Origin of the sequence: Aestuariivirga sp. (assembly GCF_047600585.1) — a bacterium.
Lineage (GTDB): Bacteria > Pseudomonadota > Alphaproteobacteria > Rhizobiales > Aestuariivirgaceae > Aestuariivirga.
In genome coordinates this window covers 607,139-627,226 of record NZ_JASGKP010000001.1, presented here as the reverse complement: position 1 = coordinate 627,226, position 20,088 = coordinate 607,139, and the positions used below count along the sequence as shown (strand labels likewise).

General features: G+C 63.8%; 23 protein-coding genes and 1 riboswitch. Of the genes, 2 read left to right on the top strand and 21 right to left on the bottom strand.

What is annotated here, in order from left to right; genetic code table 11:
- Window positions 1-95: 95 nt before the first annotated feature.
- A riboswitch (glycine riboswitch) is annotated at window positions 96-189 on the bottom strand.
- 133 nt (window positions 190-322) lie between these two features.
- A complete protein-coding gene (locus QM801_RS02855) occupies window positions 323-883 on the bottom strand; it encodes an outer membrane protein (RefSeq protein WP_415017701.1) in 561 nt (186 codons plus the stop codon).
- Window positions 884-1,067: 184 nt separating this feature from the next.
- On the opposite strand from QM801_RS02855, the gene QM801_RS02850 reads away from it, so the two are divergent.
- Window positions 1,068-1,970, top strand: coding sequence for a DMT family transporter (locus QM801_RS02850; RefSeq protein ID WP_415017700.1), 903 nt, complete (start codon window positions 1,068-1,070; stop codon window positions 1,968-1,970).
- Complete coding sequence (locus QM801_RS02845) at window positions 1,967-2,488, top strand: hypothetical protein (RefSeq protein ID WP_415017699.1); 522 nt, start codon at window positions 1,967-1,969, stop codon at window positions 2,486-2,488. Before QM801_RS02850 ends, QM801_RS02845 begins: the two co-directional genes overlap by 4 nt.
- Here the strand turns inward: QM801_RS02845 and glmM are convergent.
- The 20 genes from glmM to QM801_RS02745 all read right to left on the bottom strand — a co-directional run bounded on the left by glmM (window position 2,466) and on the right by QM801_RS02745 (window position 19,967).
- On the bottom strand, window positions 2,466-3,812 hold the full coding sequence (gene glmM, locus QM801_RS02840; RefSeq protein ID WP_415017698.1) for a phosphoglucosamine mutase: 1,347 nt from the start codon (window positions 3,810-3,812) through the stop codon (window positions 2,466-2,468). The two genes, QM801_RS02845 and glmM, sit on opposite strands and share 23 nt — an antisense overlap.
- Before the next feature lie 152 nt (window positions 3,813-3,964).
- Window positions 3,965-5,011 (bottom strand): dihydropteroate synthase, encoded by a 1,047-nt coding sequence (gene folP, locus QM801_RS02835; RefSeq protein WP_415017697.1) that lies wholly within the window; start codon window positions 5,009-5,011, stop codon window positions 3,965-3,967.
- A 109-nt stretch (window positions 5,012-5,120) separates the two neighbouring features.
- The gene (gene ftsH / locus QM801_RS02830; protein WP_415017696.1) at window positions 5,121-7,037 is read right to left on the bottom strand and encodes an ATP-dependent zinc metalloprotease FtsH; all 1,917 of its coding nucleotides are present in this window, start codon (window positions 7,035-7,037) and stop codon (window positions 5,121-5,123) included.
- Window positions 7,038-7,157: 120 nt separating this feature from the next.
- On the bottom strand, window positions 7,158-8,372 hold the full coding sequence (gene tilS, locus QM801_RS02825) for a tRNA lysidine(34) synthetase TilS (RefSeq protein WP_415017695.1): 1,215 nt from the start codon (window positions 8,370-8,372) through the stop codon (window positions 7,158-7,160).
- Entirely contained in the window at window positions 8,359-9,330 is a 972-nt protein-coding gene (gene ybgF, locus QM801_RS02820; RefSeq protein ID WP_415017694.1) for a tol-pal system protein YbgF, read from the bottom strand. Before ybgF ends, tilS begins: the two co-directional genes overlap by 14 nt.
- A gap of 89 nt (window positions 9,331-9,419) precedes the next feature.
- Window positions 9,420-9,923, bottom strand: coding sequence for a peptidoglycan-associated lipoprotein Pal (pal, locus tag QM801_RS02815; RefSeq protein ID WP_415017693.1), 504 nt, complete (start codon window positions 9,921-9,923; stop codon window positions 9,420-9,422).
- A gap of 200 nt (window positions 9,924-10,123) precedes the next feature.
- Window positions 10,124-10,651 (bottom strand): peptidoglycan-associated lipoprotein Pal, encoded by a 528-nt coding sequence (pal, locus tag QM801_RS02810; protein ID WP_415017692.1) that lies wholly within the window; start codon window positions 10,649-10,651, stop codon window positions 10,124-10,126.
- Window positions 10,652-10,766: 115 nt separating this feature from the next.
- Window positions 10,767-12,098, bottom strand: coding sequence for a Tol-Pal system beta propeller repeat protein TolB (gene tolB, locus QM801_RS02805; RefSeq protein WP_415017691.1), 1,332 nt, complete (start codon window positions 12,096-12,098; stop codon window positions 10,767-10,769).
- A 19-nt stretch (window positions 12,099-12,117) separates the two neighbouring features.
- The gene (gene tolA, locus QM801_RS02800) at window positions 12,118-13,107 is read right to left on the bottom strand and encodes a cell envelope integrity protein TolA (RefSeq protein WP_415017690.1); all 990 of its coding nucleotides are present in this window, start codon (window positions 13,105-13,107) and stop codon (window positions 12,118-12,120) included.
- The gene (gene tolR, locus QM801_RS02795; RefSeq protein ID WP_415017689.1) at window positions 13,104-13,565 is read right to left on the bottom strand and encodes a protein TolR; all 462 of its coding nucleotides are present in this window, start codon (window positions 13,563-13,565) and stop codon (window positions 13,104-13,106) included. The genes tolA and tolR overlap by 4 nt, the downstream gene beginning before the upstream one ends.
- A gap of 3 nt (window positions 13,566-13,568) precedes the next feature.
- The gene (gene tolQ / locus QM801_RS02790; RefSeq protein WP_415017688.1) at window positions 13,569-14,276 is read right to left on the bottom strand and encodes a protein TolQ; all 708 of its coding nucleotides are present in this window, start codon (window positions 14,274-14,276) and stop codon (window positions 13,569-13,571) included.
- Window positions 14,277-14,502: 226 nt separating this feature from the next.
- A complete protein-coding gene (gene ybgC, locus QM801_RS02785) occupies window positions 14,503-14,931 on the bottom strand; it encodes a tol-pal system-associated acyl-CoA thioesterase (RefSeq protein WP_415017687.1) in 429 nt (142 codons plus the stop codon).
- Window positions 14,928-15,968 (bottom strand): Holliday junction branch migration DNA helicase RuvB, encoded by a 1,041-nt coding sequence (ruvB, locus tag QM801_RS02780; RefSeq protein WP_415017686.1) that lies wholly within the window; start codon window positions 15,966-15,968, stop codon window positions 14,928-14,930. Before ruvB ends, ybgC begins: the two co-directional genes overlap by 4 nt.
- A gap of 1 nt (window position 15,969) precedes the next feature.
- Window positions 15,970-16,431: a hypothetical protein gene (locus tag QM801_RS02775; protein ID WP_415017685.1), complete on the bottom strand. Its 462-nt coding sequence runs from the start codon at window positions 16,429-16,431 to the stop codon at window positions 15,970-15,972.
- On the bottom strand, window positions 16,428-17,045 hold the full coding sequence (ruvA, locus tag QM801_RS02770; RefSeq protein ID WP_415017684.1) for a Holliday junction branch migration protein RuvA: 618 nt from the start codon (window positions 17,043-17,045) through the stop codon (window positions 16,428-16,430). The genes QM801_RS02775 and ruvA overlap by 4 nt, the downstream gene beginning before the upstream one ends.
- A gap of 81 nt (window positions 17,046-17,126) precedes the next feature.
- On the bottom strand, window positions 17,127-17,468 hold the full coding sequence (locus QM801_RS02765) for a type II toxin-antitoxin system VapC family toxin (protein ID WP_415017683.1): 342 nt from the start codon (window positions 17,466-17,468) through the stop codon (window positions 17,127-17,129).
- Window positions 17,434-17,736: an AbrB/MazE/SpoVT family DNA-binding domain-containing protein gene (locus tag QM801_RS02760; protein ID WP_415017682.1), complete on the bottom strand. Its 303-nt coding sequence runs from the start codon at window positions 17,734-17,736 to the stop codon at window positions 17,434-17,436. The genes QM801_RS02765 and QM801_RS02760 overlap by 35 nt, the downstream gene beginning before the upstream one ends.
- A 50-nt stretch (window positions 17,737-17,786) precedes the next feature.
- On the bottom strand, window positions 17,787-18,290 hold the full coding sequence (gene ruvC / locus QM801_RS02755; RefSeq protein ID WP_415017681.1) for a crossover junction endodeoxyribonuclease RuvC: 504 nt from the start codon (window positions 18,288-18,290) through the stop codon (window positions 17,787-17,789).
- A gap of 10 nt (window positions 18,291-18,300) precedes the next feature.
- Window positions 18,301-19,224, bottom strand: coding sequence for an acetamidase/formamidase family protein (locus tag QM801_RS02750; RefSeq protein WP_415017680.1), 924 nt, complete (start codon window positions 19,222-19,224; stop codon window positions 18,301-18,303).
- Window positions 19,224-19,967, bottom strand: a complete 744-nt coding sequence (locus QM801_RS02745; RefSeq protein ID WP_415017679.1) for a YebC/PmpR family DNA-binding transcriptional regulator — start codon at window positions 19,965-19,967, stop codon at window positions 19,224-19,226. The genes QM801_RS02750 and QM801_RS02745 overlap by 1 nt, the downstream gene beginning before the upstream one ends.
- Between the last annotated feature and the right edge of the window lie 121 nt (window positions 19,968-20,088).

Sequence of the window (20,088 nt, the reverse complement as noted above, 5' to 3'; positions counted from 1 at the left end):
CCTGAGAGTTTTCGCCTTCCCGTCACTCCGGCACGGGCTGGCTTTCTCCTTCGGTGAGCGATGCCGTGGGCACCCCTGCTCTCCAGAGTTTTGCTCTCCTCTGCGCGGTCCTTCTGCCTGAGAGTTTCCGGGGCGGTTGCTCCTTCGGCGCCGGGGTTCGGAGGCCCCGGTCTCTCCCGCGCGGGGGAGTCGTGGCCGGAGACTAGGCCTGCCCATTCGAAAGTCAAGTTGCCTCCGGAAACGCAAAACGCGCCCTGCCGGGTGGCGGGGCGCGCTCTGTTCGGACCACGCGCGATTGCGGGTCCTGGTAGCTCGTGAGGCCTCAGAAGCTGAAGCGGAGGCCCATGGTGACCTGGTGTTCCTTGCTGTCCGGACCCGAGATCATGATGTCGCGGAACCGGTAACCGGCGTCGAGGGCCAGGTTGTTGGTGAGGCTGACGGACACACCGGCGGCTGCGCCGACGGCGAGGCCGCTGTCATCCACCGCACCACCGGAACCGTCGACCCAGCCATAGCCGGCACCCACGCCCACATAAGGCGTGAACATGCTGCTGTTGGCCCAATCGAAGTAGAGGTTGCCGAGAACGGCGGTCGTCGAAATTTCAGCACCGGGGGCAACCTTGTAGTCGCCGCTCCAGTCGGCCGTCACGTCAGCACGGACGTTATCAGAGAAGCGATAGCCGATGCCGCCGCCCGCGACGAAATTGCTGTCGTCATCGCCCCCGCTCCAGTTCAGGAAGGACCAGCCTGCGTCAGCGCGCAGGTAAAGGCCCATCATGGCGGGATCGGCAGCCGGCACGCTCAGGTCGGCGGCCTTGGCGCTCATTGCAACCGGGGCAAGCATCACGCCTGCCAGCAACATTGTCTTGATGATCTTGTTCATAACAACACCTCACTCAGATCAGTCATTCGATGGTCGCAAGATGGCGTTTGAACCCGGCGCCGGTCAGGCCGAAAAAGGGCGCCAATGTGACACTCACGATTTGTGACATCTGGGCCACACGAATTCGTTCAAATCCTGCGCAATTTGTTACCGGGAATTAAGGTTAACGGCGCACATCACCATCATGCCCTATCGCATCACACTCTTTGACTGGTTCCTGCTCGCGATTCTCGTCGTGTGCTGGGGCACGTCGTTCGCGATGAGCAAGATCGCGCTCGCCCATGTCACGCCCGAGTGGATTGCAGCGACACGACTCGTGGTTGGTGCCGTGGTGCTGCTCGCCATCGCCTTTGCGCAAGGTGAAACGCCACCGCTCAACCGCACGTTCGTGAAGCAGTATCTTTGGCTCGGATTGATCGGCAACGCCGCGCCGTTCTTCCTTATCACCTGGGGCATGCAGTCGATCTCGAGCGGCGTTGCCGGCCTGCTGATGGGAACGATCCCGCTCATCATCGTCATCATGGCGCACTTCACGCTGCCGGGCGAACGCATCACCTTCTGGCGCGCTGTCGGTTTCATCCTCGGCTTCACCGGCATCGTCGTGCTCATGGGGCCGGAGAACTTGATGAACCTCAAGGCGCACGGCCACGAGCTGGTCGGCGAACTCGTCGTGGTGGTGGGCTGTCTCATGTATGGCGTGAACGCCATCAGCGTGAAGAAATTCAATCTGCCGGGCACGACCGCGGTCTCGGGCGGCGTGCTTGCGGTGGGTGCCGTGCTGGCAACGCTCGCGGCCCTTGTGCAATCACCCTTCCACGTGCTGGAAGCGCCATCCTCTGCCCTCCTCGCCATGGTGGGTCTTGGCCTCTTTCCCACAGGGCTTGCAACCGTGGTCTGGTTCAAGGCGGTGGAGCGCACCAGTCCCACCTTCACCACCATGTCGAATTATCTCGTGCCGGTTTTCGCGCTTTCCTTCGGCGCGGCCTTCCTCGGCGAGCACATCGGCTGGAACGTGCTGGTCTCGCTTCTCCTCGTGCTTGCCGGTATATTCGTGAGCCGTTTTGCTCCCCGGAAGGCTCCGCAATGAAGCACGCGCTGCTCCTCGTCCCTGCCCTGCTCTTCGCCAATGCAGCCGCCGCTGCGGAGTGCGATTTCATCCGGGCCGAGACGATCCTCGCCCAGCCGATGGAGGAAGGCACCGCCCCCGATCAGGAGTTCGAGGTGTTGGAGCAGCAGAGCGCCGAAGGCGGCTTCTGGTCGGTGATGAACGGCACCGACGGCAAACCCCAACTCATCAGCCGCAAGGATATGGGCGAGACGGGCCGCAGCGAACTCGATCTCGCGGTGGAACAGGGCGGCACCTATGTCATCCGTCAGCGGACGGTGCACTACGCCGGACCCATTGGCACCCAGGGCAGCCTCGGCATCCGCGAGGAGGCAAGCTACTTCCGCTTCTGTGACAGGCGTCTCCACTGGCCTCCGGACATTCCCCGCGACGAGACATACGACAAGGCCGCACGCGCCGCCGCAGCCCAGTTCTTCTCGGCGCCCGAAGTGGCGAAAACGCTGATTGCAGCCGGCCTCAAGCCGCCGCTTTGGAAATGACCCCACAAAGGTCGTCGACGATCGTCGCCACCAGCTTGCCGTCGTCGCCTTCGGCCATCACCCGGATCAGCGGCTCCGTGCCCGAGGGCCGGATAACCAGACGGCCCTGATTGCCGAGGCGCGCTTCCGCATCACGAATGGCGCTCTTCACCTGGCTGTCGTCCAGCGGGCTTCCGCCCTTGAACTTCACGTTCTTCAGGATCTGCGGCAGCGGCGTGAAGAGATTGCACACCTCGCTCACCGGCTTGCCGCTGCCCACCACCTCTGCCAGCACCTGCAGGGCAGCAAGAAGGCCGTCACCCGTCGTGGCGTAGTCGGAGAGAACGATGTGGCCGGACTGTTCGCCGCCCACGTTGAAACCGTGGGCGCGCATGTGCTCCACCACGTAGCGGTCGCCCACCTTGGTGCGGGCCAGCGTCAGCTTCTGCGAGTCGAGATAACGTTCGAGCCCGAGGTTCGACATGATGGTGGCCACCAGCCCGCCGCCCTTCAGCATGCCGCGCTGGGCCCAGCTCGTCGCAACGAGCGCCATGATCTGGTCGCCGTCGATCACCCTGCCCTTTTCATCGGCGATGATCACGCGGTCGGCATCACCGTCCAGCGCAATGCCGATGTCGGCGCGCAGTTCGCGGACCTTCTCGCACATCACCTCGGGATGGGTGGAGCCGCACTTCTCGTTGATGTTGGTACCGTTCGGGTCATTGCCGATCTCGATGATCTCGGCGCCCAGTTCCCACAGCGCTGTGGGCGCGGTCTTGTAGGCAGCGCCATTCGCCGTATCGATGACGATGCGCATGCCGCTCAGGTTGCCTTCACCCGGATAGGTGCGCTTGGCGAATTCGATGTAGCGGGCGCCTGCATCCTCGATGCGCTTGGCGCGGCCGATCTCGGAAGGGCCTGCGAGCGTTACCTTGCCCGGATTGTCGATCAGGTCCTCGATCTTCAGTTCCTGGTCGTCCGAGAGCTTGTAGCCATCGGGGCCGAAGATCTTGATGCCGTTGTCGGCGAAGGGGTTGTGCGAGGCGGAGATCATGACGCCCAGGTCGGCGCGCATGGAGCGCGTCAGCATGGCAACCGCCGGCGTGGGCACCGGGCCGAGCAGGAACACGTCCATGCCGGAGGCGAGAAGCCCTGCGGTCAGCGCCTGCTCGATCATGTAGCCCGACAGGCGCGTGTCCTTGCCGATCACCACGCGGTGGCGGTGGCCGCCCTTGCGGTAGATCTGGCCCACGGCCATGCCGATCTTCATCACCACGTCAGCCGACATGGAGCCGGCATTCGCCCGCCCGCGCACACCGTCCGTGCCGAAATACTTGCGTGTCATCGCGTTCCCCAGATGAACCGTCCTCTTAGCAACACAAGTTTAACGCATCGTGCGAGCAAGTGGAATCCACTTGCGAAGCGAAAGATGCGCCAAAACAAATATCTGGCGCAACTTTCCTCTCTCAAATCGTTCCGATTTGATCGTCCGTTGCGCTAGATGTCCGCTGAATCGGGGTGAATTGCGGCGGAGAACACCGCCAACGCTTCCCGGGTCGCGCGGACATCGTGGACCCGGAGGATATGCGCCCCCGCCATGGCCGATTGCAAGGCGCCGCCGACGGAACCGTAAACGCGGTTACCGGCTGTCTTTTCGCCGGTGAGCGCCCCCACGAAGCCCTTGCGGGAGAGCCCCATCATCACCGGCAGGCCGAGCCCGTGGAAGATGGTGAATCCGGCCAGCAGGTCGAGGTTCTGGCGGAAGGTCTTGCCAAAGCCGATGCCGGGATCGATCACGATCGCAGCCCGGGGAATGCCTGCGGCCTCCGCCCGCGCCACACGCTCCTCAAGCCCGTCGTAGACGTCGAGCAGCACGTCATCGTACTTCGGCTGGAGCTGCATGGTCTTGGGCTCGCCCTGGGCATGCATCAGCACCACCGGGCAGCGGGCCTCCTTCACGACGATGGCGCTCTTGGGGTCATGCCCCAGCGCCGAGACGTCATTGACGATGCGGGCCCCCGCCGCCAGTGCCCTGACCATGATGCCGGACTTCCGCGTGTCGATGGAGACGATGTGCTTCTGCGCCAGCGCCTCGATCACCGGAATCACCCGCGCCAGTTCCTCCTCGTCGGGAACGGTGTCGGAGCCGGGCCGTGTCGATTCACCGCCCACGTCGAGAATGGCCGCCCCCTCGCCTGCCAGCTGTTCGCCATGGGAAATGGCGGCCGCGGAGGACGTCAGCTTGCCGCCATCGGAGAAGCTGTCCGGCGTCACGTTGACGATGCCCATGATGCAGGGCTGCGCGAGGTCGATGCCGGCGAAGTCCGGCCGCTTCTCTGAAAGGCGCGTCAGTGCGGCGGAATCATCCACGCCGCTGATCCGCTGCATGTCACGTTCGACCACACCCCTGTCGCGAGTGATCACATCCACATGGGTGAAGCCCACATGGGCCATGCCGGCAAGCGGCAGCGCATCGCCATCGCGCACCATGCGCGCCACATCGGCGCCGAACACAAGCCCGGTCGGGCGGTAGTAGGTCTTCATGTCTTCTCCGGAAGCTCTCGTGCCAGCCCGATATAGCAGACCCCGGCGTGCTTGCGCAGGCCGGGGTCCAATTCATTTCGTCACCGGATGTCCGGTGTCCTGCGCCGTATCAGCCCTGGGGCTGCGGCTCCGGCTCGAGGCCGCCGCGGCCACCACGCTTTGCGCCGGCGCGCGGCACGCTGGTGCCGCCCTTTTCCGAACGCTTCGCCGGCTTGTCGTCACGGTCGATCGACTCGCCCTTGAGCACGCGGGCCACTTCGTCACCCGAAAGGGTTTCGTATTCGAGCAAGGCCCTGGCGAGAACGTGAAGGTCTTCACGCTTCTTCTTGAGGATGCTCTTGGCCTGGGCTTCGCCCTCGTGGATCAGGCGGCGCACTTCGTCGTCGATGATCTGCGCGGTGCCTTCCGAGACATTCTTGCTCTGGGTCACGCTGTGGCCGAGGAACACTTCCTGCTCGTTGGCGGAATAGCGCACACGGCCAAGCTTTTCCGACATGCCCCATTCGGTGATCATGGCGCGGGCCAGCTGGGTCGCCATCTGGATGTCGCCCATGGCGCCGTTGGTCACGTTCTTGTCGCCGCCGAGGATGAGCTCGGCTTCACGGCCACCGAAGAGCACCGCAAGGCGCGCCTCGCACCATTCGCGGGTGCGGCTGTGGCGGTCACCTTCCGGCAGGTTCATGGTCACGCCCAGCGCACGGCCGCGCGGGATGATCGTCACCTTGTGCAGCGGATCATACTTCACGTTGAGGCCGACGATGGCGTGGCCCGCTTCATGATAGGCAGTGTTGCGGCGTTCGTCGTCGCTCATCACCATGGACTTGCGCTCGGCGCCCATCATCACCTTGTCTTTGGCGTCTTCGAACTCGTGCTGGGTGATCATGCGCTTGTTGCGGCGGGCGGCGAGAAGCGCTGCCTCGTTGCAGAGATTGGCAAGATCGGCGCCCGAGAAGCCGGGCGTACCACGGGCGAGCGTCTTCGGATCGATGTCCGGCGCCAGCGGCTTGTCCTTCATGTGGACCTTGAGGATCTGCTCGCGGCCCTTCACGTCCGGATTGCCGACAGTGATCTGGCGGTCGAAACGGCCAGGGCGCAGCAGCGCAGGATCGAGCACGTCAGGACGGTTGGTGGCAGCGATGATGATCACGCCTTCATTGGCTTCGAAGCCGTCCATTTCGACAAGGAGCTGGTTCAGCGTCTGCTCGCGCTCGTCGTTGCCGCCGCCGAGGCCGGCGCCGCGATGACGGCCCACGGCGTCGATTTCGTCGATGAAGACGATGCACGGGGCATTCTTCTTCGCCTGTTCGAACATGTCGCGCACGCGGCTGGCACCGACGCCCACGAACATTTCAACGAAGTCGGAGCCCGAGATGGTGAAGAACGGAACGTTGGCTTCGCCGGCGATGGCGCGGGCAAGAAGCGTCTTGCCGGTGCCGGGCGGGCCCACGAGCAGCGCGCCGCGCGGAATTTTGCCGCCCAGCCGCTGGAACTTGTGCGGGTCCTTGAGGAAGTCGACGATCTCGACGACGTCGTCCTTGGCTTCATCGACGCCGGCCACGTCAGCGAAGGTCACGCGGCCCTGCTTCTCGGTGAGAAGCTTGGCCCTGCTCTTGCCGAAGCCCATGGCCTTGCCGGAGCCCGCCTGCATCTGGCGGATGAAGAACACCCACACGCCGACGATCAGCAGCATGGGCAGCCAATAGATGAGCGCGTTGGAGAGGAACGAGTCGGACTGCGGCGGACGGAACTCCGCGGCGACATTCTTTTCGCGGATCGTCTTGAGGAAGTCCTCGGAGACAGGCGCGTAAGTGGTGAGCGTACGGCCATCGGCCGTCTTCGCCACCACGTCACCGTTCATCGAAGCGGTGATGCTGCTGATCTCGCCATTGTTGATCTTGGAGAGAAAATCCGAGTAGCTGATTTCGCTGCTGTTGGCCCGCATGCTCTGGCCCTGGAAAAGGCTGAACAGCGCGAACAGGAGCAGTGCGATCACGATCCAAACGGCGAAACTGCGGAACTGGTTCACGTCGATCCTCAATTCTGGAGGCCGGCTGAGGCGGGCCTCCGAAATCCATCCCAAAAACTGAAGCCTAACATAGGTCCGGCATTTCCAGAATCCAAGCTCGGCAACACTGTAAATACGAGACTAAAGGCAAAATCGTTCACCAAGCTGGACGGCAAACCCCGGTTCCCGGTCAAAATGAGGGAAAACCAGCCGCCCTGCGGCATTTTCAAGCACGGGCAAAGCCTCCCGGATGAAGGCAGGAAGGCCTTCGGATGCAGGATGGCGGGACGCCCCGGCGGGACGCACGGCGTAGCCTTCCGGGGCTGCAATGCGGAAGCGCCCGTCCCAGAGCAGGCCGTCCGATGGAACGGGCTGAGGGCGGACGGCGATTCGTCCCGGTTCGCGGCCAACGATAACAACGGCTTTGCGGGCAGCGATCAAAGCGCCCCCCAGGCTGCGGCGAAAGCCTGAACCAGCTTCAAGGGCCTCTGCGAGGCGGGCCAGCTCCGCCCGCTCCGGTCGGCCACCACCACAGGCCGCAACGATGTGGGCAAGCACCTGCACCCTCACTTCCCGCCCGGCCGCGGCAAGCGCTGCTCGCGGAAATGTGATCCAGCCCTCGGCATGAACGGTGGCGTTGCGGGCGAGCCACTCCGCTGCCGCAGATCGGTCCGCCAGCGTCTGCACCCGCGCCGCCTCCGCTTCCCGGCCCAGCGCGGCAATGTCGATGCTGCGCAATTGGCGGCGGATGCGCACGCGCTCGAAGCGTTCGTTCTCGTTGCTGGGGTCGTCGAGCCAGCCGTGGCCTTCGCGCTTCAGCGTGGCGCGCAGGGTGCAGCGTGTGACCGACAGCAGCGGCCGCATCACGCGCACGCCGTTCCATTCCGTTTCGGGCCAGATGCCGGCAAGGCTCGCAGCACTTGCGGTGCGCTGCTTCCGCATCATTACCGTTTCGGCCTGATCGTTGAGCGTGTGGGCGGTCAGAAGCAGCGGCACACCGTTGCTTCGGCACCATGCGGTCATCAAGTCATAGCGGGCGCTGCGGGCCTTCGCCTGAATGCCGCGCGCGGGCTTCTCGCCAATCCACGTGAGAATGTGATGCGGAACCGCAAGGGCCGCACACCAGCGCGCCACCTGCTCCGCTTCGGTGCGCGATCCCTCGCGCAAGCCATGATCGACGGTGAGCGCCGTGACGCGCTTGCCCGGAAGTGCTGCCGCCATGCACAGCAAGGCCATGGAGTCGGAGCCACCCGAGACGGCGACGGCAAAGGCCGTCTCGTCCTTCAGGGCAGCAGCCAGCGAAAGCTGCGCGGTGTCAGCAGGCGTGAGTGTGTGCGGGGCTTCAGCAGCCAGCACGCTTGTATTCGGCGTCGGCGCGCTTCTTCGCTTCAACGGCGCGCGGGAACTCGGTGCCGACCGAGTTGAAGGCGGCACAGGCCTGTTCCTTCTGGCCCATCTTGTTGAGCGACATGCCGAGCTTCAGCAGGCTGTCAGGCGCGCGGCGGCTCTTGGGATAGGTCTTGTAGGCCTGCAGGAAGTTCTGCGCGGCCTGACGGGAATCGCCCTGCACGTAGAAGGTTTCGCCCAGCCAATACTGGGCACTGCCGGCCAGCGAATGGTCCGGATACTTGGCCAGGAAGCTGCGGAAGCCCGCTTCCGCTTCGCCGAACTGGCGGCGCAGCAGCGCTTCATTGGCGGTCTTGTAGAGTTCGTCAGGGCTCTCGGGCGCCTGCAGCGACACCTGCTCGATGCTGTCCTGCTGCTGAACGCCATCCTGCTGCACGGGCTGGCCTGCCTGAGCGGTCTGACCCGGTTCAGCCGCCTGACCGCCCTGGTCGGCCTGGGTTCCGTCGCCATTCTCGGGCACCAGCACCTGACCGGCAAAGGTGCCGTCGGTCGCCTCGGTTCCGGCTTTCTTGAAAGGCACCTGGCCGGGGTTCGTTTGCACCGTGCTCGTGCCATCCGAGCCAATGATCTGGGCGTTCTGCTGCTGCGGCGGCGAATCCTGGATCACCTCGATCCCGTCCGCCGACTGCTGCGCAGGCTGCGGCGGCGGAGCGGTGGCGATCTTCTTCTGCACCGGCATCTGGCCGGCAGGCGGCATCACCGCCCCGGCATTGCCCTGCTTCTGGCCAAGCTGCTGCTGCAGCTGGTTCACGGTAAAGGTCAGTTCCTCCACCTGCCCGGTGAGCTGGCGGATGCGCTCTTCCATCTGGAAGATGCGGGTGGCGATATCCTGGGCCGAGGCCGGCGCGGACGCCGGCAGAGCTGCCGACGCGAGGAGCGCGGCGACGAAGAGGCTGCGTTTCAGCATGTCAAAACCTGACGATGGAATGCGTTGTTGACTCACTCTTACGCCCAAAGACGGAAAAATTGAGGCTTTCGCCTCCTGACCGCAATTCGTTAGTTCGTACCGCCGGTGATCACGGTGACGGCGCGGCGGTTCTGCGACCAACATTCCTCAGCATCACACAGCGCCGCAGGGCGCTCCTTGCCATAGGCGATGGACGAGATGCGGCTGCCCGGCACACCCTGCTGGATCAGGAAGTTGCGGGCTGCGGTGGCGCGGCGGGCCGAAAGCGAAATATTGTATTCGCGGGTGCCGCGCTCGTCGGCGTGGCCTTCAACCTGAACGGTGACGTTCGGATACTGCAGCAGCCAGGCGGCCTGCTTGGAGAGCGTGTCCTGTGCCTCAGGGGTCAGGGTCACGGTGTCGACGATGAAGAAGACGCGGTCGCCCACATTGGTGGTGAAGTCAGCCTTGGAGCCGGGAGGCACCTGGCCCATGCCGGCGCCGCCGCCGGGTCCGGCCTCGAGGTCCGGTGTGTTCTTCTTCGAGCATGCAGCCAGCGCCAGAAAACAGGCGATCAGGGCTACAGCTTTGAAACCGGCCGATCGGTTCATCATCAATCCCACTCCTAATAGGTCCCGTCCGAGAGCCGTCCCTGGGCCCCGAAGTCTGGGTCTGTGCTCCGCCGGGCCAGCGGGGTCATACCGAACCGCCCTTTGCAGCAGGCCATTGCGCAAATTGCCACCGCACGCAAGTGTGGTGGCAACAGAGTTAACAAATTGTCGCAGGGCAAAAAACGCGCCCTCCCGGCGAAACGTCAGCTCGTCCGGGCGCCGCCGGTGATAACCGTCACAGCACGGCGATTTTGTGACCAACATTCCTCCGCGTCACACAGCGCTGCCGGGCGTTCCTTGCCGTAGGCGATGGACGAGATACGACGGCTAGCAATGCCTTCGTTTATGAGGAAATTACGTACCGCCGTCGCTCTGCGGGCCGAAAGCGACAGGTTGTATTCGCGGGTGCCGCGCTCGTCGGCATGGCCTTCGATCTGGATCTGCACATCAGGGTACTGGGACAGCCAGTTGGCCTGCTTGCGCAGCGTATCCTGCCCCTCGGCCGTCAGGGTCACCTGGTCCATCTGGAAGAACACCCGGTCACCGACCGCGGTCTGGAATTCCTGGACCGAACCCGGAGCAGCCGCACCGGCGGCCAGATCACCGCCCGCGCCGCCATTCAGGCCGGCATTCAGGCTGTTGGGGTTCTTCTTGGAGCACGCCGCCAGGGAAATGGCGCAGGTCAGCGCCAGGGCAATCCGGAAACCGGTCATTTTGGAAGTCATCATCATACGCAAGTCCACCTGGTTCGAGAGGGCCCCCCGGCCCCAAATCGTCTTGAACCCTGATATGAATTGATAACCTGAAGAACGCCTTACCGAACGTGGTTAACGGCGGATTTTGCGCTCAGTTGAGCTTGGGCGACCAGGCCGGATCGGAGGAGAACTCCGGTGTCGGCACCTGTTGCTCGTTGTAGCCGGTTACATCCACCGAGAAGAGATGCGGCCCGCCGCTCTCGCCGCCCGACTCGCGGAAGAACATGATCACGCGGCTGTTCGGCGCCCAGGTCGGACCCTCGTTGTGGAAGCCTTCGGTGAGGATGCGCTCGCCCGAACCATCCGGCTTCATCACGCCGATGGCGAACTTGCCGTTGGCGTTCTTGGTGAAGGCGATCCACTTGCCGTCCGGCGACCAGACCGGCGTCGAATAGCGGCCCTTCCCGAAGGTGATGCGCTGGGCTTCGCCGCCGCCTGCGCTCATGACGTAGATCTGCTGGTTGCCGCCGCGATCGGACTCGAAGGCGATCGAGGAACCGTCGGGCGAATAGCACGGCGCGGTGTTGATGGCGGCCACGTTGGTGATCTGCTGCAACTGCCGCGACTGCAGGTTCATCTCGAAGAGGTTGGAGTTCACGCCATCGTCCGACTGCAGCGACATGATGACGCGCACGCCATCGGGCGAGAAGCGTGGCGCGAAGCTCATGTTGGGGAAATCGCCGACGATTTCCTTCTGGTTGGTGTCGATGTTGTAGATGTAGACGCGAGGTTCGCCGGTGCCGAAGGAGAGGAAGGTCACTTCGTTGGCAGTAGGCGAGAAGCGCGGCGTCAGCAGCAGGTCGCCCTGCACCGGAAGTTCGCGGGCGTTGAAGCCGTCCTGGTCCATGATGGCGAGCTTCTTGATGCGCGCCGACTTCGGCCCCGATTCATCGATGTAGACGATGCGGGTGTCGAAATAGCCATCGAAGCCGGTGAGCGCCTCGTAGATCTGGTCGGAGATGCGGTGCGCGAGGCGGCGCGACAGCTTGGGGCCTGCCGCGAGAGACTGGCTGGCCAGCAACTGGCCCGAGTTCACGTCATAGAGCTTGAAGGAGACGCGAAGCTTGCCGCCATCCATGTAGGCCTGGCCGGTGACCAGCGCCTGGGCCTGCACCTGCCGCCACGAGGCCATGTTGGGCTGGGCCTCGAAATCGCTGATGCGCTCGATGAAGCTGTCCGGCGGCAGCGGGCTGAAATAGCCGGAGCGGCCGAGATTGTTGGCGATGACGCCGGCCACTTCGGCCGAAACATCTTCGGAGCCCGAGCCCGCGAGAAAGGGTGCAATGGCGATAGGCAGCGGATTGATCTTGCCGCCCGAGACATCGACCTCGAGCGCCATCGCGGGAGAGCGCGCAGCAAGCGCCGCGAACGGCGCTGCCCCCACGGCGGTGATCAACTTGCGTCTGTTCAGCATCATCCCCATTCACCCAATCCCAGATCCATCATGTGCCCGACATCATGTCGGGGGTAAAGTTCACGGTTATTTCGTTCCACATATCATAGCGGTCGTCCGGCAGGAAATCATAGGGCGCACACTGCATGACCGCCGACACGGCCGACTGCGCCGTGGCATTGGTCAGTGCGTCACCCCCGCCCGACAGGACGATCGGCAGTCCGTCGACGGACTTGTCCTTGCGCAGGTTGAAGCGGATCTTGACGGAAATGCTGGCCTCGCGGGCGCCCGGCGGCACCGTCCAGCATTCGCTGAGGCGGCTCCGCATGGCGTCGATCAGCGTGGCGGCGATGGCATTGTCGTCGCCCTGCTGCTCGTTCTGGCCCTGCACCGGATTGCCGTCCGTCTCGCCCGACTTCTTGGGCGCAGTCCGCTCTTCATTCTCCTTGTTCAGCATGGCGTCAAGGGCCGCCATGTCGAGCTTCTGCTTCTTCCGCTTCTCGGCTTCGGCCTTCTTCTTGGCCTCTTCGGCCTTCTTTTTCTTTTCGGCTTCGGCCTGCTTCTTTTCTTCAGCCTGCTTCTTCTTTTCTTCCTCGGCCGCCTTCTTTTCCGCGAGAGCCGCCTCTTCCGCCGCCTTCTTCTGTTCCTCGGCCTTCTGGTCCTCAAGGAGCTTCTTCAGCGGATCGGGATCAACCGGCGCATCCTCGGCCTTCTGCGGCTCGGGCTCCACCTTCTTGGGAGGTTCCGGCACAGGGTCGGGTTGTTTTTCCTTGGCGGCGAGAACTTCCTCGTCGGCGACCTTGGGCGCGGGCTGCACGTCCTTGGTGACTTCAGTCTTCTGGGCCGCAGGCTTCTCGGGCTTTGGCACGGCCTCCTTGGTCGTCGCCATCACCTTGGTCACGTCACCGATGTTCGAGATGTCGACCTGCACCGCCTGCTGCGGGTCCACCTTGAAGGCGGGCGGCGACGGCAGGCCGATCAGCACTGCCAGAAGCAGCGCGCCATGGGCAAACAGGGACGCGGTGAGGCTGCGCTTCATGGCGCGACGGGTTGCTCCTTCTGCAGCGTCACCAGTCCGATCTTCTTGTAGCCGGCAGCATTCAGCACACCCATCACTTCCATCACCGCGCCGTAGTCGGTGGAGGTGTCAGCGCGAACGAAGAGCTGTTCCTCGTTGCCGTTCTTGACCAGCGCGCCAAGCTTGGCGGCCAGCTGGTCGAGGGGAATCTGCGTCTCCTGGATGTAGACGCTGCGGTCCTTCTGCACGGTGATGTAGAGCGGCTCCTTCGGCGCATTCATGGCCTTGGCTTCGGTCTTGGGAAGCTCGACCGGAACGCCGACCGTCATCAGCGGCGCTGCCACCATGAAGACGATGAGCAGAACCAGCATCACGTCCACGAGCGGCGTGACGTTGATTTCGCTGATTGCGCCATGGCGCGAGCCGCGCCGCCCGCGCCGGGCATTCACGGCTTTCGCGCCGCCAACCGAAGCACCCATGGCTCAAGCCCTCTCGTCCAGTTGGCGCGAAATGATGGCCGAGAATTCGTCGGCAAAGTTCTCCAGCCGCGACTGCACCTTGGCCGCGTCGGCGGAGTACATATTGTAGAAGATTGTCGCCGGTATGGCGGCCACAAGGCCGATGGCCGTGGCGAAAAGGGCTTCCGCGATGCCGGGCGCCACAACCGCAAGGTTGGTCTGGCCGGAATTGGCGATGCCCTGGAACGAGGTCATGATGCCCCACACCGTGCCGAAGAGGCCGATGAAGGGCGCGGCCGAACCGATGGTGGCAAGGAAGAGGAGATTGGACTCGAGTTCCGACATCTCCTTCTGGATGGCGACATCCATCACCTTCTCGATACGCTTCTGGACGCCGGCGAAGCCCGCCCGCATGGCGGCACCCTGACTCTGCTTCCACTCCTGCATGGCGGCGAGGAAGATCGAGGCGAGGCCCGCCGTGGCACGGCCACCGAGGCCGCGATAGAGATCCTCCAGCGACTGCCCCGACCAGAACGCCTGCTCGAAGCGGTCATTCGCGGCGTGTTCGCGGCGGAAGGTGAAGAACTTGTTGAAGATGATCGCCCAGCACCAGATGGAGGCGGCAGCCAACCCCAGCATGACGAAGAACACCGGCCACGAGGCCTGCATGACGAGATGCCAGAGCGAGATTTCGGCGGACTTCGTCACCGCGGTTTGCGTAATCGTTTCCATGTAATCCGTTGCGTCCCTGTTCGGCGCGTCATTCTGGCCTGTGGACTGAAGAGGTGACACGGCACCCGCCAGCCCGAAATGTTCCGGCAGCCGAACCCGACTGCCTCAAACCGTTTAAATCTGTCGAAACTGCGGCACCATTCACAGTTCCGTTGGAGCCGCAGGGACCCCGCTCCGGTCCCGGAGTCCCCGTTATGTGCTTGAATCGGTTATGGTTAACAAAGCGTTATGACGTGGCCGAGACGATCCGGGCGGCGATCTCCGGCGGCACCCGGCGGGGCCTTCCCCGGCCGTCGATGAGCGCCACCGTCACATCTGCCGAAAACAGCGACTCATCCCCGCGCCGGACCTGCTGCATCAGCTCGAAGCGGGCGCCTGCCAATTCGCCAAGCCGGGTCTCGATCACCAGCAGGTCGTCGAAGCGGGCGGGCCTGAGGAAATCGCAGAGCATGCGGCGGACGACGAACATGATCGGATCACCTGCCCCGAACATGGCGTTCTGGTCGATCCCGGCGACGCGAAGGAAATCCGAGCGGGCCCGCTCACAGAACTTGAGATAGTTGGCGTGGTAGACGTTGCCGGAGAAATCCGTGTCCTCGTAGTAGACGCGGAGCGGCAGGCGGTGCACGCCCTTGCTGATCGTTCCTTCCGTCACTGCTCGCCCTCCAGCGGCAGCACCCCCTGGGTGATCTCCGGCCGGTTCGGCACGGCAAGGCCCAGGTGCTTGAAGGCGTGGTGGGTGAGGAGCCGCCCGCGGGGTGTGCGGTTGAGAAAACCCAGTTGCAGGAGATAGGGCTCGACCACGTCTTCGAGCGCGTCACGCCCCTCTGACAGCGAGGCGGCAATTGTGTCGATGCCCACGGGCCCGCCGCCGAAATTGAGGGCGATGCAGTTGAGATAGCGGTGGTCGAGGGCATCGAGTCCGGCGTGATCGACATCGAGCGCCCGCAGCGCCTTGTCGGCTGCGGCGGCATCCACCCTGGTCTGTCCACCCACGGCGGCGAAGTCGCGCACGCGGCGCAAGAGACGTCCGGCGATGCGGGGTGTGCCGCGCGAGCGCCGCGCGATTTCGCGCGCCCCATCCTCATTCAGCGGCAGCGAGAGAATGCGGGCGCCGCGCCGCACGATCTCGAGAAGCTCGTCCTCGCCATAGAACTCGAGGCGGACGGGAATGCCGAAACGGTCGCGCAGGGGTGTGGTGAGAAGCCCGGTCCGGGTGGTGGCCCCCACGAGCGTGAACTTCGCCAGATCGATCTTCACGCTGCGAGCCGCGGGGCCTTCACCGATGATGAGGTCGAGCTGGAAATCCTCCATCGCCGGATAGAGCACCTCTTCCACCGCCGGATTGAGCCGGTGAATCTCGTCGATGAAGAGAACGTCACGCTCCTCGAGATTGGTGAGGATGGCGGCAAGGTCGCCCGCCTTGGCGATGACGGGGCCGGAGGTGGAACGGAAATTGACGCCCATTTCGCGGGCCATGATCTGTGCAAGCGTCGTCTTGCCCAACCCCGGCGGGCCGGCGAAGAGCACGTGATCAAGCGCCTCGCCGCGGGCCTTCGCTGCCTCGATGAAGACTTTGAGGTTCGCCTTCTGCTTCGTCTGGCCGATGAACTCGTCGAGCTTCTGCGGGCGCAGGTGGGTGTCGAGCGCGTCTTCAGGCTTCTTCTCGGTGTGGAGGACGGAGCGGGTCATCTCACACCTCCTGCCACAGGCGGCGGGTGATGAACCAGCACAGAATTGCGGGCACCACATGGACCGCCAGCATGGTGGGAATGGTATCCGGCAATTCCCGCCACAGCAGCAGATTGGCGATGGCGAAGGTGACCGCCGCCACGACGATCACGAGCACCAGCGACGGCACGCCCCTCAGCCAGCCGAAGGCCGCCACGGCAAGGCCGCAGACCAGCGACTGCACGGCCATGGCCACATAGAAGACGATAAGCGCGGTCAGCGACATGAGGATCGTCAGCGGATTCTGCAGCCCCATGCCGGGCGGCATGAAGAAGGGCAGTTCGGCGTAATCGGGCAGCACCGTTTCCAGCACCAGCGCGGTGAGAAGGCCGAAGGGCGGCATCAGCACGAGGAAACACAGCACGGTGAGAACCGCACTGGAGAAGGCTCGTTTCGGCGCCACCGCTTTTTCTGCCGCATTCATCCCAGCGCCAGCTCCTTCAGCGCAAGCCGGATCAGTTTCTCCGTGGGCTGATCATCTCCCGCCTTCTTGAGCGCGGCGGAGACGGCCTGGGCGGCTTGTGTCTGCCCGTAACCCAGATTGACCAGCGCCGATACGGCATCGGTGACCGCAGACGATTTTGGCGCGGCGAGTTCTGCCGCAACCTGTGTGAGGCCGAAATCGGCAGCGGTGTAGGCCGGGGCCTTGTCCTTCAGTTCGAGCACGATGCGCTCGGCAAGCTTCTTGCCCACGCCATTGGCGCGGCCGATCATCGCCTTGTCCTGAAGCGCGATGGCAGAGGCAAGCTCGCCAGGCCCCATCACGGAAAGGATCGCAAGCGCCACGCGCGCACCCACGCCCTGCACCGTTTGAAGAAGCTTGAACCATTCCTTCTCGAGGTGGGTGGCAAAGCCCACGAGGCGGATCGAATCCTGACTCACCAGCATTTCGGTGTGAAGCTCGCAGGCCTCGCGCTCCCCCGGCAGGGCGGCGAGCGTCTTGGCCGAGCAGGAGACGAAGTAGACTACGCCGTTCACATCCACCATCACCCAGTCCGGCCCGGTGGAGTCGATGCGTCCCTTGAGTTTTCCGATCATGCACTGGCCTTCATGGATGGGTGTCCGGCGCGATCACGTTGACGCCGCTGAAATAGGACCGATAACGGGCGCTGTCTCGCGTCACGACACGATACCCGCTGACGGCTGCGTGGGCGCGATGAGAAAGTCTGCCAGCATGCGGTCCTTGAGCCCGCCGTTGCGGCGATAGGAGACGTAGGCTCGCCCCGCAGCATGTGCGGCCTCGGGCGGAATGTCTTCGTAGGCGAGGCCAAGTTCACCGAAAACCATGCGCGCGTCATCGAGCCTCACAAAGCGGCCGGAGGTCTCGGCAAAGACCACCGCGTTGATGACGACAGAGTCCGTGCGGGCGCTTGCCTCGAACCATTTCAATGACCAGCCGAAAGATGGCGACCGGGCATCGAGCAGATCAAGGACGACGTTGGAATCCAGGATCGTCGGCATCGCCGCTGTAGCCCCTCAAATCATCCAAGAATTCATCGACACTGGTGCCGAGCGGTTCCATCCGCCCATCGCGCTGCATTTGCTTCACGAGTTCCTGGGCGCGCTGGATCGCGTGCATGACCTTCTCGCCGGCGCTCTGGGCACTTACATTTTCGAGGATCACGGCCTGACCGTCCTCCCGGAATCCCACCTCGTCACCGGGCATTACACCCAGCTTGTCGCGGATGTGCTTCGGGATCGTCACCTGGCCTTTGGATGTGATACGCATGGTATTACCTGACCTCTGTCTGGTAATACTCTCACAGAAATGAGAACAAGTCAAGAACGCGCGAGAACCGCTGCCAAGCTTCGCGCCCCCCGGTGGTGGGCATGACAGAGGGCGATGGCGAGCGCGTCAGTGGAGTCGGCGGTCTTCAGCGCGGCCTTGGGCAGCAGCACCTTGACCATGTGCTTCACCTGCTGCTTCTCGGCATGGCCCGCCCCCACGACCGACTTCTTGACCGTGTTGGGCGCATATTCCGAGACGGGAATCTGGAGTGAGGCCGGGGCCAGCATCACGGCCCCCCTCGCCTGCCCCAGCTTCAGGGTGGCGCGGGCATCGGTGTTGACGAAGGTCTCCTCGATCGCGGCCTCATCTGGGGCGAAGTCGTGCAGCACACCCATCACCTGCGTGTAGATCTGGTGCAGGCGCACGGCGAGCGGTGCATCGGCCTCAGAATGAACGGCACCATCGGCCACATAGATGAGGCGCGATCCCTCCGCTTCGATGATACCCCAGCCCGTGTTGCGCAGGCCCGGATCAAGTCCGATGATTCTCACCATGCCGGCAAGTTTAGCCGCGGCGCGGGAAGCTTGCGAGAACTTGCTTGTCGAGGCGGCAGGCAACCGAGAAGGCCGGATTAAAGACATTGGCCACGTCGTAGCGCACATGCATGCCGAGAAGATGCGAGGCGCTCACCGTGTCGAGGCCGAAGTCCTGCGCCAGCCAGTCCAGCATCTCCGAGGTGGCGTGCTGCAGCGCCTGCTCCAGCGGCCGGGCATTGCCCACCGTGAAGATCGACTCCGCGTCCTCGCCGCGCGGCCAGTGCGCCGTCACGCCCTTCCGCACCGCCACGGAGAACTCCACCTCGGCGGAGGTCTCGATGCCGGTGCCGGCAATCTCGCCGTCACCCTGTGCGGCATGGGCATCACCGAGGCAGAAGAGCGCGCCTTTGACAGCAACGGGGAAGTAAGCGGTCACGCCTTCGCCGAAACGGTTATAGTCCATGTTGCCGCCATGGTGTCCGCTCGTGGCGGTGGAGATGAACTCACCGTCTGCCGGTGCCACACCGAAGCAGCCCATCATCGGCTTCAGCGGCACGGTCCAGGATTTCAACGGCGCCGTGGGGCTTTCGAGGCGCACAAGTTTCGCATTGTCCTCGATCTGCCAGAAAATCTTCTCGCGGGCTGGCATGTCACGCACGCGGGCGGGATCGACCACGTGCCAGGCAAGGCCTTGGCGGGTCCAGCCCATGCGGCGGTTCATGCGGATGCGCTTGATCGTCACCGCCAGCGTGTCGCCGGGCTCCGCCCCTTCCACGAAGAAGGGACCGGTCGTCGGATTGGTGTCACCACCGCGATGGATGTTCTCATGGTCATAGCCGTGGGCATCGACGGTGTTGGTGATCACCGTATCGCCATCGGCAATGCGCATGACCGGCTCATGAGCACCAAGCGTGGCGTGGAAGTGCCTGGGCGCGAAGCGGTGGATGCTCATCAGGCGTTCAGCTTTTCCATAACGTCGTCGGGAATGTCGGCATTGGAAAACACCACCTGCACGTCGTCGTCTTCGTCGAGGGCGTCGACAAGCTTCATCAGCGTTTCCGCCTTTTCGAAATCGAGCGGCGACATCACGTTCGGCTTCCACACGACCTTCACCGACTCCGCATCACCAAACTTTGCGGCGAGTGCGGAGGACACGTCGCCAATCGCTTCGAAAGCGCAGATGATGGTGTGCACGTCGTCGCTCGTCGCATCGTCAGCACCGGCGTCGATGGCGGCTTCGAGGATGGCATCCGCCGAGGCCTTGGCCTTCGGATAGATGATCTCGCCCACGCGGTTGAACATGAAGGCGACCGAACCGGATTCACCCATGTTGCCACCGTACTTGGTGAAGAGCGAACGCACGTTGGAGGCGGTGCGGTTGCGGTTGTCGGTGAGCGCCTCGACGATGACGGCGACACCACCCGGGCCGTAGCCCTCGTAGCGCACGTTGTCGAAGCTCTCGCCGTCGCTGCCCTGCGCCTTCTTGATGGCGCGCTCGATGTTGTCCTTGGGCATGCTCTCGGCGCGGGCGTTCTGGATGGCGAGGCGGAGACGCGCATTGGCCGAAGGATCCGGCAGGCCGGCCTTGGCGGCCACGGTGATTTCGCGCGAGAGCTTCGAGAAGATCTTGGCCCGCTGGGCGTCCTGCTTGCCCTTCCGGTGCATGATGTTCTTGAACTGTGAATGCCCTGCCATAATGTCCTCGATCGTGGGAATGGCCCACCGGATGGGGGCCGAAATCACAGGCCCTATAGCCAAGTCCCCCTGCGCCGGGCAAGCCGCCCGCTTAACCCCGCTTTAACGCTGTTCGTTCACG

Excerpts from the sequence above, each read along its gene's own strand:
- tolA (WP_415017690.1), bottom strand. The coding sequence starts at position 13,107 with ATGAAGCGCAGCCTCACCGCGTCCCTGTTTGCCCATGGCGCGCTGCTT.
- ruvA (WP_415017684.1), bottom strand. The coding sequence starts at position 17,045 with ATGATCGGAAAACTCAAGGGACGCATCGACTCCACCGGGCCGGACTGG.
- glmM (WP_415017698.1), bottom strand. The coding sequence starts at position 3,812 with ATGACACGCAAGTATTTCGGCACGGACGGTGTGCGCGGGCGGGCGAAT.
- pal (WP_415017692.1), bottom strand. The coding sequence starts at position 10,651 with ATGATGATGACTTCCAAAATGACCGGTTTCCGGATTGCCCTGGCGCTG.
- QM801_RS02775 (WP_415017685.1), bottom strand. The coding sequence starts at position 16,431 with ATGAATGCGGCAGAAAAAGCGGTGGCGCCGAAACGAGCCTTCTCCAGT.
- QM801_RS02765 (WP_415017683.1), bottom strand. The coding sequence starts at position 17,468 with ATGCCGACGATCCTGGATTCCAACGTCGTCCTTGATCTGCTCGATGCC.
- tolB (WP_415017691.1), bottom strand. The coding sequence starts at position 12,098 with ATGGGGATGATGCTGAACAGACGCAAGTTGATCACCGCCGTGGGGGCA.
- QM801_RS02855 (WP_415017701.1), bottom strand. The coding sequence starts at position 883 with ATGAACAAGATCATCAAGACAATGTTGCTGGCAGGCGTGATGCTTGCC.
- pal (WP_415017693.1), bottom strand. The coding sequence starts at position 9,923 with ATGATGAACCGATCGGCCGGTTTCAAAGCTGTAGCCCTGATCGCCTGT.
- folP (WP_415017697.1), bottom strand. The coding sequence starts at position 5,011 with ATGAAGACCTACTACCGCCCGACCGGGCTTGTGTTCGGCGCCGATGTG.
- ybgF (WP_415017694.1), bottom strand. The coding sequence starts at position 9,330 with ATGCTGAAACGCAGCCTCTTCGTCGCCGCGCTCCTCGCGTCGGCAGCT.
- QM801_RS02750 (WP_415017680.1), bottom strand. The coding sequence starts at position 19,224 with ATGAGCATCCACCGCTTCGCGCCCAGGCACTTCCACGCCACGCTTGGT.
- QM801_RS02745 (WP_415017679.1), bottom strand. The coding sequence starts at position 19,967 with ATGGCAGGGCATTCACAGTTCAAGAACATCATGCACCGGAAGGGCAAG.
- QM801_RS02845 (WP_415017699.1), top strand. The coding sequence starts at position 1,967 with ATGAAGCACGCGCTGCTCCTCGTCCCTGCCCTGCTCTTCGCCAATGCA.
- QM801_RS02850 (WP_415017700.1), top strand. The coding sequence starts at position 1,068 with ATGCCCTATCGCATCACACTCTTTGACTGGTTCCTGCTCGCGATTCTC.
- ruvC (WP_415017681.1), bottom strand. The coding sequence starts at position 18,290 with ATGGTGAGAATCATCGGACTTGATCCGGGCCTGCGCAACACGGGCTGG.
- ruvB (WP_415017686.1), bottom strand. The coding sequence starts at position 15,968 with ATGACCCGCTCCGTCCTCCACACCGAGAAGAAGCCTGAAGACGCGCTC.
- QM801_RS02760 (WP_415017682.1), bottom strand. The coding sequence starts at position 17,736 with ATGCGTATCACATCCAAAGGCCAGGTGACGATCCCGAAGCACATCCGC.
- tolR (WP_415017689.1), bottom strand. The coding sequence starts at position 13,565 with ATGGGTGCTTCGGTTGGCGGCGCGAAAGCCGTGAATGCCCGGCGCGGG.
- tolQ (WP_415017688.1), bottom strand. The coding sequence starts at position 14,276 with ATGGAAACGATTACGCAAACCGCGGTGACGAAGTCCGCCGAAATCTCG.